We start from the raw sequence: 14265 nt of genomic DNA, 5'->3' as shown, positions 1-14265 counted from the left end.
GTTTCAGGCTTGCCGGGGGGCGGCGAAAGGCGCGTCCAGGGGGGCGGTGTCAAAGGTGCGCAGCAGCTCCACGAGGATCTGCGTCGCCGGCCCCAAGGGTTTGTCCTTGTTTGAATACAGGTAGAACGTGGGGTGGCGGCTGCCGCCCTGTTCCAAGGGTAGCTGCTTGAGCACGCCTTCGGCGAGTTCACGCTCGATCATGTGCCGTGGCAGCCAGGCAAAGCCCAGGCCGCTGCCGACAAAGGCGGCGGCGGTGGCCAGGCTGCCGACGGTCCAGCGTTGTTCGGCGCCGAGCCAGCCTACATCCCGGGGTTGCTGGCGGCCGGAGTCGCGGATCACCACCTGCATCTGGCTTTCCAGGTCCTGGAAGTTCAACTCGCGGTTCATGCGGTGCAAGGCGTGCTCGGGGTGGGCCACGGCGACGAATTCCACGTCGCTCATTTCGGTGCCCAGGTAGCCGGGGATGCTGAAGCCGCAAATCGCCAGGTCGGCCACGCCTTCCATCAACAGCTCTTCGACGCCGGACAGCACCTCTTCACGCAAACGCACCCGGCAACCACGGCTCTGCGGCATGAACGCGGTGAGTGCGCGTACCAGGCGCGCGTTGGGGTAGGCCGCATCGACGACCAGCCGCACTTCGGCTTCCCAGCCCTGTTCCATATGGTGGGCGAGGTCTTCCAGCTGGCTGGCGTTTTTCACCAGTTGCCGGGAGCGGCGCAGCAGCACTTCACCGGCGTCGGTGAGTACCGCCTTGCGCCCGTCGATGCGCAGCAGCGGCACGCCGAGTTGGTCTTGCATACGGGCCACGGTGTAGCTCACCGAGGACTGCGAACGGTGCAGCGCTTCCGCTGCCTGGGCGAAGCCGCCGTGGTCGACGACGGCTTGCAGCGTGCGCCATTGATCGAGGGTAACGCGGGGCGCTTTCAAGATGTGTTCCTCTTGTCCTAAGCTGGCGGTCCCTATTGGAGACTGCCGAATGAGAAAATTCTGTTGTGTGTTGCTGACGCTGCTGCCGATGAGCGCGTTTGCCTACCCCATCGACGTGACGAAAAAGATCGACGGCGTGAGCATCGATTACACCGCCTCCGACGTGGACGGCGATATCAGCTCGATCCAGCTGAATAACTACGGCACCCAGGACGCCGTGTGTTCGGTAACGTTCACCAACGGCCCGGAATCGCCGCGTCGTCGCACGGTTACGGTGCCGGCGGGGAAAAGCACCAACACCACGGTCAAGTTCAACCGCGCCATTATCAAGATGCGTATCGCGTTGGCCTGCGCGCCGAAATAACACAGCAGCGGAGCATGCCCATCGGGATACTCCGCTTATAAACAAATTTATAGATGGGTTATAGCAGTTTTTTGCGCTTTTTTATCGAATTGGCTCTGTCTAATCTCCACTCCATCGACTTACAGCAATTACAGATGGAGCCTACGAAGCCATGTCCAATGTTCTGATCATCGAAAGCAGCGCCCGCCAGCAGGATTCGATCTCCCGCCAACTGACCCAGCAGTTCATCAGCCAATGGCAGGCCGCCCACCCGATGGACCGGATCACGGTACGTGACGTGGCGCTCAACCCGGTTCCGCACCTGGACGCCAACCTGCTCGGCGGCTGGATGAAACCGGCGGATCAGCGCAACGGTAACGAACAGGCTTCCCTCGACCGCTCCAACGAGTTGACCGACGAACTGCTGGCCGCCGACGTGCTGGTGATGGCCGCACCGATGTACAACTTCGCCATCCCCAGCACCCTCAAGGCCTGGCTGGATCACGTGTTGCGGGCGGGTGTGACCTTCAAGTACACCCCCACCGGGCCGCAAGGTTTGTTGACCGGCAAGCGTGCCATTGTGTTGACCGCGCGGGGTGGCATCCACACCGGCGCCAGTTCCGATCACCAGGAACCGTACCTGCGCCAGGTCATGGCCTTTATCGGCATCCACGATGTCACTTTCATTCACGCCGAAGGGGTGAACCTGAGCGGGGACTTCCAGGAAAAGGGCATCAACCACGCCAAGGCCCAGCTGGTACAGCTCGTGGCATGAGGTGGTTGATCCTTTAATCGTCAGATAATCGCGCGGTGTTTATATCGCTCCACGCCAACCCTTCAAGTACGCGTACGAACCTCCCTTTGCACTTGTTGCTCCTGAGTGCTCCTGCCCGACTGCCGCTTTAGCGAGGTCGGGTTTTTTTTGCCCCGAGTTTCTTCAATCGCCGAAAACCTTTAATGTCCCGCCCATTCGATGCGAGGCGCACATGGGCTATCTACTGGTTGTCACCCTGATTCAGGCATTTTCCTTCAGCTTGATCGGCGAATACCTCGCCGGTCACGTCGACAGCTACTTCGCGGTGCTGGTGCGTGTCGTGCTGGCCGGGCTGGTATTTATCCCGCTGACCCGCTGGCGCTCGGTCGAACCTGCCTTTATGCGCGGCCTGCTGGTGATCGGCGCGCTGCAGTTTGGCGTGACCTATGTGTGCCTGTACCTGAGCTTTCGTGTGCTCACGGTGCCGGAGGTGCTGCTGTTCACCATTCTCACGCCGTTACACGTGACCTTGATCGAGGATGCACTCAACCGGCGCTTCAACCCGTGGGCACTGGTTGCTGCCCTGGTGGCAGTGGCGGGGGCGGCGGTGATTCGCTTCGACCAGATCACCCCGCACTTCCTGATGGGCTTCCTGCTGCTGCAACTGGCTAACTTCACCTACGCCGCCGGGCAAGTGATGTACAAGCACCTGGTGGCACGCTACCCGAGTGACCTGCCGCACTACCGGCGTTTCGGTTATTTCTACCTCGGTGCGTTGCTGGTGGTGTTGCCGGCGTTCCTGATGTTCGGCAAGGCCAACTTCCTGCCCGAAGCACCGCTGCAGTGGGGCGTGCTGGTGTTCCTCGGGCTGGTCAGCACCGCGCTGGGGATGTACTGGTGGAACAAGGGTGCCTGCCTGGTGCATGGCGGCACGTTGGCGGTGATGAACAACCTGCATGTGCCGGTAGGATTGTTGCTGAACCTGCTGATCTGGAACCAGCACGAGCCGTTGGGTCGCCTGGCCTTGGGTGGCCTGGTGATCCTGGGGGCGGTGTGGATAAGTCGATTGGGCGTAAAGCCCGCGCCTGGCGTACAGTCTGCGACGTGATCGGTCGAAGGCAAGCGTGAGCGGCAATGAAAGTCTGCTATCGAAAAGAACGGTGTGGGGGCGGCAGAGTGGACAAGATTGATGAACTGATCATTGCAGCCTTGAAGGATGACTCCCGAGTCAGCCTGGCGCAATTGGCGCGGCAAGTTCATAAGTCTCGAACTGCAGTGGAGTCGCGTGTTCAAAAGCTGATTGAGAAAGGCATCATCCTGGGCTTCACCATCAACGTCGCCGAGGGCGATGAGACCCTGCAAGCGGCGTTCTTGATGCTGACGCTCAATGGCAGCAACTGCCATCTGGTGTTTCCGAAGATCCAGCAGTTCAGCCAGGTGGTGCATGCCTATTCACTGTTTGGCGACGTGGACATGATGCTCGACGTTCGGTACAGGAGCTTTGAAGAGCTGATGGTCTTCAAGGACAGCCTGCTGAAGATCGAGCATGTGAAGGAAGTGGTGGTCAACCCGGTGCTGAAGGCCTGGCGCTAGGCGCCGGCCAGCCCTTCATGTGCTGGCTTCAGGCGTGATCGCGCACGGTTTCAAGAAAATGATGGCTCAGGTTCGGCATTTTCTGACGCAGGGTGTCCACGAGTTCTTCGATGACCGCCTGGTTGAATTGGAACGATGTGTCGTCATGCCCCAGGATCACCACCAACAACCTCGACGAGTCTTTCGTCAGCCGAAAGTCATGGGCATCGGCATCCACCTTGCCGATGCTCGCCAACGGCACATCACCGCAGGTATAGACGATATCGCCGACGGGAATGGTGATGGCCTTCTTGGCGAACAGGGGGCGTAGCACCCTCGGCTTTTCCGACCGCATCACGTAGATGTCATCCTTCTGATGATAGGTGTGCACGCCGATGCTGACCCCATGTCGGATCGCGACCGCGTTATAGGCGTCGACGATGTTGTTGATGGGGTACACGCCTTTGGCGATGAAGCGGCGCAGCAGCTTTTCGTTGGCACTCACGGTATTTTCGTAGCCGAGTTTCTTGAGCTGTTTGGCAAACCCTTCGTACACGACGTTCGAGTCCAGCTCGTTAAGGCGCGAGGCCACGTGGTTCAGGTTACTTTGCAGTACCCCGACGAAGCTCTGGTCATCCGAGACGGTGATGTCTTCGATCACGGCGGCGCACGCATTATTGATGCCCAGCTCACAGGCTGACTTTCTGATGATCAAACGACTTTTCATAACCTTAGCCCCACAGTTTTTTTCGCAGGTTGGCGGTACTGGTGTCCAGTTGCTGCGCCGAAGGGCTTTGCAGCCAGAACAGCCCTGGACAGGTGGCGAAGTCGATCGTGACCGGCGTGGTATCGCCGGCGCCGATGAAATAACGGTGCCCGCAATAGGCCTCGTCCGCCTGCGCGCTTTGTATGGCCTGGGGTGAGGGAGGAGTGAAGGCATGGCGTTCATCGGAACAGAAGAAACCGATCCGGCCATGGCTGATCTGGCTGACCGCATCGGCCTGGGGGCGTGGGTGGCCGAGGTAGCTGTCGATCGACAGTGACAGCAAGTCGGGGTGATACACCTGCTGGAACAGCAGGGGCGCGATGCCGCCGTGCAAGCGACCGCCGGCCTCGATCATCACCGGCCCGGCCTCTGACCAGATGATTTCCATATGAATCGGCCCGACCCGCACGCCCAGGGCCGCTGCCGCCTGGCGCGCGTAGTCGGTCAGCGGTTGCAGTTCTTCAGCCCGCGGGTCGAGGGTGTCGAGGCTTTCGTAGACAAACATGCTGCCGTTCTTCTGGATCTTGGTGTACTTGCAGACGCTGGCAACGACGTAGGTGCCGTCAAAGGCGACCATATCCACCACGTACTCCGGTCCCGCTATGAACGACTGCACGATAAAACCGAGATTGACTTCGCCCAGGTCGTTTTTCTGCTGCCAGGCCGCGTTTTTCAAGGCGGTCTCCACTTCGCGCTTGCCTTGGGCAAACACCACGCCTTCGGTGGCGGCCGAGTTCAGCGGCTTGACCACATAGGTGGCCGCCTCGTCGAGTTTGGCCAGCACTTCGCCGATGCGGCTCGGTGAGCTCAGCAAGTGCGAATCGATGTGGGCCAACTGGTATTTTTTCAGCGCCTGCTGCATGGAGAACTTGTTGCGTCGCAGGTCGCTGGTGATACGGCTATTGCCCGGGATGTCGAGCAGCTCCGTCAGGTAGTCCGTGAGGTAGATCGCGGTTTCGCAACCGGCGATCACGGCGCTCGGTGACAAGGCTTCCAGGGTAATCAACAGGCTCTCTTCCCAGGCATACACCTCATGGAAGTTCTCTGTGATCAGGTCGTTGGTGAAGTGTTCAGGCAAGGCGCGTGTGGAGATCACGGCGATGCACCGTATGCCCTGTGCGTTGAGCAAGGGCGCGTAGAGTTTGCCCGTGGAGAACGGGTCAACGATCAGTACGGTTTTCACGTCGTGCATTCCTTATTCCGTGGTGGCGGTGGGCGCGGCGGCCGGGGTCAGGTTCCACGCCAGTACGGCGGTGGCCAACAGGCCGGCGGAGACGATCATCAACAGGCGGGCGCCTTCGAGTCCGAGAAATCCCGAGGTGGTGAAGAACGTCAGGATCATCGGTGCCGAGCCACTGACCAGCAGGTAGTAGAGCGAACTCTTGGCCGCGATCACATCGGCTACCCGGGCGTTGGGCGCCGACTCGATCAGGGTTTTACGCAGCTGGATCCGCAGGCTGTTGATGCAAAAACCCAGCAGGAAGGCCGCAGCCATCATCACGTAGAGGTTCTGGAAGTAGACGATTGCCACGTCCGCCAGTATCACCAGCGAGATGGCCCCATAGCTGTTGAGCTTGATGCGCGGCAACACGGCGGCGCTGAAGGCGCCCAGGCCGGCCAGGCTACTGGCGACGCCGAACAGGGTGGCATTCCACTCATTGAGCTTTTGAAAAACGATGGGCACCAGGCTGTTGAACGCGCCGATATGGAAGCCGATCATGCTCAACACGATGATCAGAATGTAGAGGTTGCGCGGCAGGTCCAGCGGTGGTGCATTGGAGGCCCCAGTGGCCTGTTCGGCGGTATGTTCGTTGGGGTTGTCGGCCACCAGGAGAATGGCCGCGAGCGAGAGGATCGCCGCCAGGCTGATGATCTGCAGTGTCTGGTTGACCGAGAACACATCCACGATCAACCCGCCCAGCAGCGCACCGCCGAAAGCACCGATCTGGATGGAGGTTTGCATCAACCGCGCGCAGGTATCGCTGTCGGTGAGGCCGGCCAGCACCAGCTTGGTATTTTTCGATTCCAGGGTGCTGATGGTGAAGTAGTCGGTGACGCCCACCACGAACGCGATGGCCAGGAAGCCGATCGGCAGCAAGGCGGCCTGGGTAAACGACAGCCCCAGTACTGCGGCGAAGGCCGCCAGGCGAATGTACAGCAGTCGTTTCAGGCTGAGTTCAATGGTAAAGAACTTGCCGATGTACTGTTCGCACAAATAGGGCACCACGGTCGCCACGCACAAGGTGGCGCCGACCAGGAATGTTGAACCGGTGGTCTCCAGGCCGAACCAGACCATCGCGATGACAATCGCCATGTCGAGGCCGGTGAACAGGGTCACGATTGAATAGAACGCGGTCAATGTCGATTTAGTATTCATGGGCTTCATCAGTTGTAGCGGGAGATTTTAAGCAGCGGCACACAGCGCTCGGTGTCGCCGACGACGGTGCTGATCTGGTTCCTGACGCGCACCGTGGGCAGTGCTTTTTTTTCCAGGTTGCAGACCTTGTAGGCGTTGTCGTGCCAGGGACAGATCACGCTTTGGCCGTCGCCTGTCACTTCGCCCATGTGCAGCGGGCCGCCACGATGGGGGCATGCGGTGGGCAGCAATTGCGTCGAATACGCATGACGCTTGAGAAAGTAGGTTCTTTCCCCCACGGCCACATAGTTGGCGTGGGTGATATTCAGGCTGATGGCTTTCATTGGGTTGCCTACTCAGATGGCGGTGACGGTGTACGTGCAGGACGGGCTGGTGATGCGGGTGCCGTGCAGCATTCCCTTGGGAATTACCACGCCTTCGCCGGCCTTGAGGCGCACCGTCAGTTCGGGGCTGGCGACGAACTCCAGCTCGCCTGATTCGACCCAAAACAGTTCGTCATTCGGGTGGGTATGCAGCACCGACAGCTCGTGTTCGGTCTCGGTAATCCTCAGGTCCACGGGTTTGTGGCCCTGGAGCGCCGCTGCCTGTGCGCGATGCTCATCGAACGCGTCATGCCAGTTGATATGGGCATACAACTCTTCGTCGGCGATGTCCTGAAGCAGCCTGAACTCTTCAAAGCCGCGAATAAGGTCGGGGATGATCTGGGGGCCGAACTGCTTGATCATGGGAATGATCAGGCGCTGGAGGGCCATTCTTCCGTGGTGCACATCGATGTGGGCATGCTCATCGAAATAGCCCGTGGAGACACTGCCGTTGAAGATGGTCTTGATCGCGCGTGACTGGTGCTTGGTGGTCAGTGCCAATGTAGCTTCGGTGTAGTACATGGCGCCGATATAGCGGAAAAGCTCGCCATGGTTGGCCGATACGTAGTGGAAGTAGTTGGTGAGCGACAGCGACGCCGGCGTATAGAACTGCCAGTAGTGGTGCACGTGATGGGACATGCCCATGTCCTGGAGCATGTCTTCAAAAATGGTGCTGTGCTTCTTTTTGTCGACGCCGTAGCCATACTCGTCGATCAGGATCTTGAACAATTCGCTGGTGTACACACCGCTGTTGCCCAGTACGTTGCGGGCCATGGCCGATGCTTCACTGAGGAAGTCTCCCGCACATTGCGTCATGAAAAACCTGGCGGCTCGCTCGGGATGGCGGCTGGTGGTCAGCACTTCATGGAGTTTGGACTCGGATCGGGCGACGTCATCCAATACTTTATCGGTGTGGGCGATAAAAGAGTTCAGGCACCAAGGGCCATTGATATGTACTTCTTCCTTGAGCCAGTTGTACAAGTAGTGTTCCAGCAACGGGCGGATCTTTTTGCCACTGGCCGCGTGCTGCGGATCATAGAAACGCTTGAACGCCTTGAAGTCCAGTTCCAATGGCGGCTTGGGCAAGAAGACCAGGTCTTGTTCGTAGATATTCAATAACAACCGCTGTGCCAATAGATGCTGGCTGTTTGAAAGCTGGTCGCTGGTCAGGCAGGTGGTGATGATTGAATCGGTTACGTCCTGCGGCCGCGAAGGGCGCTGGTAGGGGTTTTGGGTATAAAAATCGTGGGGTTGAGCAAAGGCGCCAGCACCACAATAGTGGGTCAATGCTTCGGCATTCGAACTTAATACAAAGTCTGCTGCATTATCGGAAAGCTGAGTTGTCCATAACATGAGGGGGGCCTTTTGCTGGCGTTGTTTGATGGCCAGATGCTAAGGCGTGGATTTTTTTTAAAACAGATTAGAAATAGTGCGCGCAAGTAGTGAAATTCACTAAAGGCGTAGGAGAAATTTTCTTTATGGGGTGGGCCCGTTGAATAATCGGCAGCAGCGGCTATACATAGACGCTGGCTTTTATCGGCCGTGTTTAGATGAATACGGTTGCGTCCATCGTCCTATATAGCGACGAGGCGCTTGCCAGCCCCTCGTCGATATCGTTGTCACTACGCCGGGGTTTCCAAGGTTCGGGCAGTGCCTGCCAGGGCCAGTATCCCGGTGCGCAAGTCGGTGCCGCTGGGTTGCTGGTACAGGTTTAATCCGAACTCCGGCAACACGGCCAGCAGGTAGTCGAAAATATCCCCCTGGATCCGCTCGTAATCGGCCCACACGGTGGTGCGGGTAAAGCAGTAGATCTCCAGCGGCACGCCCTCGGCGGTGGTTTGCATCTGGCGCACCATGCAGGTCATGTTCGGCTGGATGTCCGGATGGCTTTTGAGGTAGGCCAGGGCATACGCGCGGAAGGTGCCGAGGTTGGTCATGCGCCGGCGGTTCGCCGACAGTTGCGCGCTGTGGCCCTGGGCTTCGTTCCAGGCCTTGAGTTCGGCCTGCTTGCGCCCGATGTAGTCGGTGAGCAGGTGCACCTGGGTCATGCGCACTTCTTCATCGTCACGCAAAAAGCGCACGCCGCTGGCATCGATAAACAGGCTGCGCTTGATGCGTCGCCCACCCGAGGCCTGCATGCCGCGCCAGTTCTTGAACGATTCCGACATCAGGCGCCAGGTCGGGATGGAGACGATGGTCTTGTCGAAGTTCTGCACCTTGACCGTGTGCAGGGTGATGTCCACCACATCGCCATCGGCGCCGACCTGGGGCATTTCGATCCAGTCGCCGACGCGCAGCATGTCGTTGCTGGTCAATTGCACGCTGGCGACGAATGACAACAGCGTGTCCTTGTAGACCAACAGGATCACCGCCGACATCGCACCCAGGCCCGACAGCAGCAACAGTGGCGAACGGTCAATCAGGGTCGCGACGATGATGATCGCGCCAAACACGTACAGCACCATCTTCGCCAACTGCACGTAGCCCTTGATCGAGCGGGTACGCGCGTGTTCGGTGCGCGCATAGATGTCCAGCAGGGCGTTGAGCAGGGCGCTCATGGCCAGCATCAGGAACAGGATGGTCAGGGCCAGGGCCACATTGCCGATAAACAGGATGGCGGTCTTGCTCAGGTCCGGCACCAGGTACAGGCCGAACTGGATCACCAGCGACGGCGTCATCTGCGCCAGGCGGTGGAAGACTTTGTTGTGCCGCAGGTCGTTGAGCCAGTGCAGCGCCGGTTGCCGGCCAAGCAATTTGACGGCGTGGAGGATGAGGTAACGCGCCACACGTCCGAGCAGCAGGGCCACCACCAGCAACACCAGGAAACCGAGGCTGGCATGCAGCAGCGGGTGTTCGTCGAGGGTGCCCCAGAGGTCTTGGACGTTGAGCCAGAGCTGTTTGATATCCATGGATGAAACCGATTCTTCTGTAAGACAAGACGGCGCGATTAGAGCATTTAAGTGCAACAAAGTTGATGCCGTGGACAAATGCTCTGACAAAAAAGCAACTGATTAGCGCCGTTCGCGTAAAGACACTCGGTTTGGACGCCCGAAACCGGTACCCTATGCAGCTGATTTTTTGTATTTCTTCGAGGTAGCACCCGTGTTTTCCCAATTCGCCCTGCACGAACGCCTGCTCAAAGCCGTGGCCGAGCTTAAATTTGTCGAGCCTACGCCTGTGCAGGCAGCGGCCATCCCGCTCGCGCTCGAAGGGCGTGACCTGCGGGTGACGGCTCAAACCGGGAGTGGCAAGACCGCCGCTTTCGTGCTGCCGATTCTTAATCGCCTGATCGGCCCGGCCAAAGTCCGCGTCAGCATCAAGACCCTGATCCTGCTGCCGACCCGCGAGCTGGCCCAGCAGACCTTGAAGGAGGTGGAGCGCTTCTCGCAGTTCACCTTCATCAAGTCCGGCCTGATCACCGGTGGCGAAGACTTCAAGGTCCAGGCCGCCATGCTGCGCAAGGTGCCGGACATCCTGATCGGCACGCCTGGGCGCATGATCGAGCAACTCAATGCCGGCAACCTTGACCTCAAGGAAGTCGAGGTGCTGGTGCTCGACGAAGCCGACCGCATGCTCGACATGGGCTTTGCCGACGACGTGCAGCGCCTGGTGGCTGAATGCGTGAACCGCCAGCAGACCATGCTGTTCTCCGCCACCACCGGTGGTTCGACCCTGCGCGAGATGGTCGCCAAGGTCCTGAACAACCCTGAGCACCTGCAGGTCAACAACGTCAGCGACCTGAACGCCACCACGCGCCAGCAGATCGTCACCGCTGACCACAACGTGCACAAGGAACAGATCCTCAACTGGTTGCTGGCCAACGAGACCTATCAGAAGGCCATCGTGTTCACCAATACCCGCGCTGCCGCCGACCGCATCTACGGCCGCCTGGTAGCCCAGGACTACAAGGCGTTCGTGCTGCACGGCGAGAAAGACCAAAAGGACCGCAAACTGGCGATCGACCGTCTCAAGGCCGGCGTCGTGAAGATCCTGGTCGCCACCGACGTCGCCGCGCGCGGCCTGGACGTGGACGGCCTGGACATGGTCATCAACTTCGACATGCCCCGCAGCGGCGACGAATACGTGCACCGTATCGGCCGTACCGGGCGTGCTGGCAACGATGGCCTGGCGATCTCGCTGATCTGCCACGGCGACTGGAACCTGATGTCAAGCATCGAGCGCTACCTCAAGCAGTCGTTCGAGCGCCGCACCATCAAGGAAGTCAAAGGCACCTACACCGGGCCGAAGAAGGTCAAGGCATCGGGCAAGGCCGTTGGCGTGAAGAAGAAAAAGACCGACGCCAAGGGCGAGAAGAAAAAGGCCGGTGCCAAGTCGCCGACCAAGCGCAAGATCGCCAACCGGCCGAAGACCGACAACCTGTCGCTGGTCAGCAAGGATGGCATGGCGCCGCTCAAGCGTCGCAAGCCAGAAGCACCCGCTGCCGAGTAAGGCGTGAGGGATGTGAAAAAACCGGACGTTGTCCGGTTTTTTTATGGCCTCATTTTTTCGCTTTGGCCGCCGCTTCTTTCAATTCCTTGAGGCGGGCGTCGATCAACTGGCACTTGTCGGGAAACTCCGCGCTTTCAGTATCCAGGTCCATCTTCTGCAGCTCGTCGTTCATCTCCTTGGCCTTGGTCGGGTTCTGCTCGGTGAGTTTGGCCACTTCCTGGGCCAGTTGCTCGCGCTTGGCCGTGGCCTCTTCCGGGGTGCAGGCCCAGGCGGGCAGGGCGGTGAGCAACGTGGCGGCGATGGCCAGGTTCATCAGGGTTTTCATGGTCGGACCTCCTTGGCGGTGATGCTCAGTTGAGGGGGCGAACGTCTGGAAAGTTCAGAGAAATGACGCCCGTCGGTTGGTATGAACGGCCACAGCCCCATAGGGTCACTCCTACAGACGGGCTACTTTCCTTAGGCCTGCAGGAGGAATCAGGATGACGACTTACAACTGGGATCTGATCGAACGTCTGCTGCATGAAGTGCAGAACGGCGAGGGCAGTTTTGCCCCGCGCAAATACGCCGAGCAGGAAGCGGCCGAGAAGGCCACGGCGGGCGAGTCCACCGGTAACCTGGATGCGCTGAAAAAGACCGCCGCGGACTATGAAGCGCTGTTGTTCAAGCGTGGGTTTATCGAGTCGCGGCCTGAGGAAGAAGGCGGTAACGGAGAGAATTTCATTCTGACCGCCCTGGGCGCGCAGCTGTTGGCGCTGATCGACAGCTCCATCCCGGGCAATGATCATCCGCGCCAGGTGCTGGATGAGCAGGCCGATGCGTTGGACCCGGCGACCTTTGCAGAAGTGGCCTCCAAAGCGCAGATCGCCTGACCCCTCCATGCCCCGGCACCCAGGCGGTGCCGGGCACGCCGAAACTGTCGGATCGGTAATCTGCCGCTAAGGTTGCTGACAGCCGGCGCCCCCTAATCTGCTGCCATTCAACTGACGGACTTGAATCGGCATGCACTCTACTACCTCCAGACGAACCTTCGTCAAAGGCCTGGCCGCCGGCGGCCTGCTCGGCGGGCTCGGGCTATGGCGCACGCCGGTATGGGCGCTGACAAGTGCGGGCGAGCCCACCGTGCTGGCGGGCAGCGAATTCGCTCTGTTTATCGACCAGACGCCGGTCAACCTCACGGGTCAACAGCGCACCGCGTTGACCATCAATGGCAGCCTGCCCGGCCCGTTGCTGCGCTGGCGTGAGGGCGACACCGTGACCCTGCGCGTGCACAACCGCCTCAGCGAGCCGACGTCGATCCACTGGCACGGCATCGTGTTGCCGTCGACCATGGACGGCGTGCCCGGCCTGAGTTTCAAGGGCATCGAGCCGGGTAGCGTGTTTGTCTATCAGTTCAAGGTCAGACAGCACGGCACTTACTGGTACCACAGCCATTCCGGGTTCCAGGAGCAGCAGGGGGTGTACGGCCCGCTGGTCATCGAGCCGTTGGAGCCCGAGCCCTTCACCTGCCAGCGCGACTACGTGGTGATGCTCTCGGACTGGACCGACGAAGACCCCGTCGCCCTGATGAAGACCCTCAAGAAGCAGTCCGATTACTACAACCGGCATAAGCCCACCGCGGGCGATTTCGTACGGGATGTGGGCAAGCAGGGCTGGTCGGCCACCGTCAGCGACCGGCTGATGTGGGCGCAGATGAAGATGAACCCTACCGACCTTGCGGACGTCAGCGGCCAGACCTACACCTACCTGCTCAACGGCCAGCCCCCCGGCCTCAACTGGACCGGGGTATTTGAGGCCGGGGAGAAAATACGCCTGCGCTTTATCAACGGTTCGGCGATGACCTATTTCGATGTGCGCATCCCGGGGCTGAAGATGACCGTCATCGCCGCCGATGGCCAGCCGGTCAAGCCGGTCAGCGTCGATGAGTTCCGCATTGCGGTCGCCGAAACCTTCGATGTGCTGGTGGAGCCCACGGCAACGGCCTACACGCTGTTTGCCCAGTCCATGGACCGCACGGGTTATGCCCGTGGCACGCTTGCCCGCCAGGCGGGGGCGACGGCACCCGTACCGGCACTTGAGCCGCGCCCCTGGCTCACCATGGACGACATGGGCATGGGTGGGATGGATCACGGCGCCATGGCGGACATGCCGGATATGGCCGGCATGGATCACAGTGCGATGGGCGCGATGTCGATGCAGAGCCACCCGGCCAGCGAGCAGAACAACCCTTTGGTGGACATGCAGGCGATGAGCCCGGTGCCCAAGCTCGACGACCCGGGGATCGGCCTGCGCAACAACGGTCGGCGAGTGCTGACCTATGCCGACCTGCACAGCACCTTCGACGATCCCGATGGCCGCGATCCCACGCGCACCCTTGAATTGCACCTCACCGGGCATATGGAGAAGTTCGCCTGGTCATTCAATGGTGTGAAGTTCTCCGATGCCGAGCCCTTGCAACTGACCTATGGCGAGCGCGTCCGGCTGGTGCTGGTCAACGACACGATGATGAGCCACCCGATTCACCTGCACGGCCTGTGGAGCGACCTTGAGGATGAAAACGGCCAGTTCCAGGTCCGCAAGCACACCATCGACATGCCGCCGGGCTCGCGCCGCAGTTACCGCGTGACCGCCGATGCCCTGGGGCGTTGGGCCTATCACTGTCACCTGCTGTACCACATGGAAATGGGCATGTTCCGTGAAGTGCGCGTGCATGAATGA

At 60.0% G+C, this 14265-nt stretch carries 15 protein-coding genes; 7 read left to right on the top strand and 8 right to left on the bottom strand.

Annotation, left to right across the window (positions count from 1 at the left end; genetic code table 11):
- Positions 1-3: 3 nt before the first annotated feature.
- Positions 4-927, bottom strand: a complete 924-nt coding sequence (locus BFQ01_RS06815; protein ID WP_065924714.1) for a LysR family transcriptional regulator — start codon at positions 925-927, stop codon at positions 4-6.
- Positions 928-976: 49 nt separating this feature from the next.
- Between BFQ01_RS06815 and BFQ01_RS06810 the strand changes: the two genes are divergently transcribed.
- From BFQ01_RS06810 to BFQ01_RS06795, 4 genes are all read left to right on the top strand, one after another.
- Entirely contained in the window at positions 977-1291 is a 315-nt protein-coding gene (locus BFQ01_RS06810; RefSeq protein ID WP_027603760.1) for a hypothetical protein, read from the top strand.
- 151 nt (positions 1292-1442) lie between these two features.
- Positions 1443-2045 (top strand): FMN-dependent NADH-azoreductase, encoded by a 603-nt coding sequence (locus tag BFQ01_RS06805; protein ID WP_065924713.1) that lies wholly within the window; start codon positions 1443-1445, stop codon positions 2043-2045.
- A 211-nt stretch (positions 2046-2256) separates the two neighbouring features.
- Positions 2257-3132, top strand: coding sequence for a carboxylate/amino acid/amine transporter (locus tag BFQ01_RS06800; RefSeq protein ID WP_065924712.1), 876 nt, complete (start codon positions 2257-2259; stop codon positions 3130-3132).
- Positions 3133-3200: 68 nt separating this feature from the next.
- Positions 3201-3617 (top strand): Lrp/AsnC family transcriptional regulator, encoded by a 417-nt coding sequence (locus BFQ01_RS06795; protein WP_027603763.1) that lies wholly within the window; start codon positions 3201-3203, stop codon positions 3615-3617.
- Positions 3618-3645: 28 nt separating this feature from the next.
- Here BFQ01_RS06795 and BFQ01_RS06790 read toward each other — a convergent pair whose 3' ends face one another.
- From BFQ01_RS06790 to BFQ01_RS06765, 6 genes are all read right to left on the bottom strand, one after another.
- Positions 3646-4323 (bottom strand): phenylalanine--tRNA ligase beta subunit-related protein, encoded by a 678-nt coding sequence (locus tag BFQ01_RS06790; protein WP_027603764.1) that lies wholly within the window; start codon positions 4321-4323, stop codon positions 3646-3648.
- 4 nt (positions 4324-4327) lie between these two features.
- Entirely contained in the window at positions 4328-5554 is a 1227-nt protein-coding gene (locus BFQ01_RS06785) for an ATP-grasp domain-containing protein (RefSeq protein WP_065924711.1), read from the bottom strand.
- Between the two features lie 3 nt (positions 5555-5557).
- A complete protein-coding gene (locus BFQ01_RS06780) occupies positions 5558-6739 on the bottom strand; it encodes an MFS transporter (protein WP_065924710.1) in 1182 nt (393 codons plus the stop codon).
- Positions 6740-6747: 8 nt separating this feature from the next.
- A complete protein-coding gene (locus BFQ01_RS06775) occupies positions 6748-7062 on the bottom strand; it encodes a Rieske 2Fe-2S domain-containing protein (protein ID WP_065924709.1) in 315 nt (104 codons plus the stop codon).
- A gap of 12 nt (positions 7063-7074) precedes the next feature.
- Positions 7075-8454, bottom strand: coding sequence for an iron-containing redox enzyme family protein (locus BFQ01_RS06770; RefSeq protein ID WP_065924708.1), 1380 nt, complete (start codon positions 8452-8454; stop codon positions 7075-7077).
- Positions 8455-8723: 269 nt separating this feature from the next.
- Entirely contained in the window at positions 8724-10010 is a 1287-nt protein-coding gene (locus tag BFQ01_RS06765; RefSeq protein WP_065924707.1) for a mechanosensitive ion channel family protein, read from the bottom strand.
- A gap of 193 nt (positions 10011-10203) precedes the next feature.
- On the opposite strand from BFQ01_RS06765, the gene BFQ01_RS06760 reads away from it, so the two are divergent.
- Positions 10204-11550 (top strand): DEAD/DEAH box helicase, encoded by a 1347-nt coding sequence (locus BFQ01_RS06760; protein WP_065924822.1) that lies wholly within the window; start codon positions 10204-10206, stop codon positions 11548-11550.
- 49 nt (positions 11551-11599) lie between these two features.
- Here BFQ01_RS06760 and BFQ01_RS06755 read toward each other — a convergent pair whose 3' ends face one another.
- Positions 11600-11875: a hypothetical protein gene (locus BFQ01_RS06755; protein ID WP_065924706.1), complete on the bottom strand. Its 276-nt coding sequence runs from the start codon at positions 11873-11875 to the stop codon at positions 11600-11602.
- Between the two features lie 154 nt (positions 11876-12029).
- Here BFQ01_RS06755 and BFQ01_RS06750 point away from each other — a divergent pair, with 154 nt between their 5' ends.
- Both BFQ01_RS06750 and BFQ01_RS06745 read left to right on the top strand, forming a co-directional pair.
- Positions 12030-12419 (top strand): hypothetical protein, encoded by a 390-nt coding sequence (locus BFQ01_RS06750; RefSeq protein WP_017134854.1) that lies wholly within the window; start codon positions 12030-12032, stop codon positions 12417-12419.
- Between the two features lie 130 nt (positions 12420-12549).
- Positions 12550-14265, top strand: a complete 1716-nt coding sequence (locus BFQ01_RS06745) for a copper resistance system multicopper oxidase (protein ID WP_065924705.1) — start codon at positions 12550-12552, stop codon at positions 14263-14265.

The organism is Pseudomonas sp. 8 R 14 (genome assembly GCF_900005955.1).
GTDB lineage: Bacteria > Pseudomonadota > Gammaproteobacteria > Pseudomonadales > Pseudomonadaceae > Aquipseudomonas > Aquipseudomonas marginalis.
Note: the sequence above shows the minus strand (reverse complement) of the source record. Positions and strands in the feature narration are given on the sequence as shown.